Origin of the sequence: Rhodococcus sp. AW25M09 (genome assembly GCF_000333955.1) — a bacterium.
Taxonomy (GTDB): Bacteria; Actinomycetota; Actinomycetes; order Mycobacteriales; family Mycobacteriaceae; genus Rhodococcoides.
In genome coordinates this window covers 1-1640 of sequence record NZ_CAPS01000154.1, presented here as the reverse complement: position 1 = coordinate 1640, position 1640 = coordinate 1, and the positions used below count along the sequence as shown (strand labels likewise).

Genomic DNA, 1640 nt, shown 5'->3' with positions numbered 1-1640 from the left:
GAAAGAAACGGTCTCCTTCATCACCTGGATCGTCTACGCCTCCTACCTGCACGCCCGCGCCACCAGCGGGTGGCGCAACACCCGCGCAGCATGGATCAACATCGCCGGATTCGTGGCGATGCTGTTCAATCTGTTCATCATCAACATGGTCGTCTCCGGCCTGCACTCCTACGCAGGCCTGAACTGATGACCGCTATCTGCCTCTCAGCGCGTCCGTACGGTCCTGCGGAATGGGCATCGGCGACATCGGTCCCGCCTCGACCCGGCCGGTGTTACCGGCCGGGTATCGCCCCGACCACGATCCTGGAGCAGCGATCACGATCCGGATCACCTGACCCCAGGATTCGCGCCGATCATGTTCTACCGCCGCAGCTTTCACCATCGCGGCGTGGTTGAGAGCATGCAATCACGGATAGTGCTGCGAGAGGATGTGTGTTCGTTCGAGGTGGTGCCAGCGCACCTCTGTTGTCGATGCCGCTGCTGCTGGGGTCATGTCGATCCCGTAGAGCCTGCATGCAGTCCGATCACCGCCCGCAGGTCTCTACCTTCCCTGACCGAGTTCGCTTCGCGCGGGAGTCGATGTGCAGCAGGTACATCCATCCGAGCACCCGGAGCTGCTGCCGTCGTCTGCTCCGATCGCCGAGGGTGACGGTGCGGTGGTGGCGGCCAGTAGGTTCCCAGATGCGAGAGGCGCAGCGTTCCTCGGCGTCGGGGCCGGAGCGCAGCAGGCATCCTCGAAGGCCGCTGCGGGTGCGATCGTGACATTGAGGGCACCGGATGCCGTAGGCGGTGGGACGAACCCGTCCAACGGTGTGGTGCGGGCGGCACGAATCGCATTGGCGATCACCAGGACTTCGGCGAGTTCGTGGACGAGCACCACAGTCGCCAAACCGAGGACGCCGGTGGCAGCCAGTGGGACGAGCACGCCGATGATCGCGATCGACAGGGCGATGTTCTGGACCATGATGCCGCGGGCATGCCGAGCGTGGGCCAGCACCTGCGGTAGATGCCGGAGGTCTTCCCCCATGAGGGCAACATCGGCGGTCTCGATGGCAACGTCGGTTCCCATTGCGCCCATGGCGATACCGACATCTGCGGTCGCCAAGGCGGGAGCGTCGTTGATGCCGTCGCCGACCATGGCAATCTTGCGTCCGGCCGCGATGTCGGCGAGCAGGGCCGCTTTGTCCTCGGGCAGTAGTTCGGCGTGGACGGCGGTGATACCCGCCTGGGTCGCCAGGGCCTGCGCAGTGAGTGCGTTGTCGCCGGTGAGCATCGCAGTGTCGATACCGAGCGCGGTGAGTTGGCGGACAGCCTCGGCGGCCTCGGGCCGCAGTTCGTCGCGGACGGCGATCGCAGCGATCAGGACTCCGGCGCGTTCGACGAGAACGACTGTGGCACCGCTGCTTTGGAGACGAGCGACGTCGGCGCGGAACTCCTCGGAGCTGGGGTGGGTGTCGAACCAGCTCGGTTTCCCGAGCCTGATCGCGGCTCCGTCGAGGGTGCCGGTCAGGCCGTGCCCGGCGATGGCAGTGACATCATCGGCTGCCGCGACGGTCGATACGGAAGCGAGGATGGCGCGGGCGAGTGGATGCTCGCTGCGCGCTTCGAGCGCAGCAGCAACGGCCAGCGCGGCGTCGCGG

At 66.2% G+C, this 1640-nt stretch carries 2 protein-coding genes and 1 pseudogene; 1 reads left to right on the top strand and 2 read right to left on the bottom strand.

Annotation, left to right across the window (positions count from 1 at the left end):
- Nucleotides 1–187: cytochrome c biogenesis protein CcsA (gene ccsA / locus RHODMAR_RS26705; RefSeq protein ID WP_042940573.1), on the top strand; the 187-nt coding region annotated here is incomplete at its 5' end.
- Between the two features lie 6 nt (nt 188–193).
- Here the strand turns inward: ccsA and RHODMAR_RS27860 are convergent.
- Together RHODMAR_RS27860 and RHODMAR_RS26700 are read right to left on the bottom strand one after the other, a co-directional pair.
- Nucleotides 194–493: pseudogene (locus RHODMAR_RS27860) on the bottom strand (DUF3703 domain-containing protein).
- Between the two features lie 48 nt (nt 494–541).
- On the bottom strand, nt 542–1640 hold a 1099-nt coding region (locus RHODMAR_RS26700), incomplete at its 5' end, for a heavy metal translocating P-type ATPase (RefSeq protein WP_008720950.1).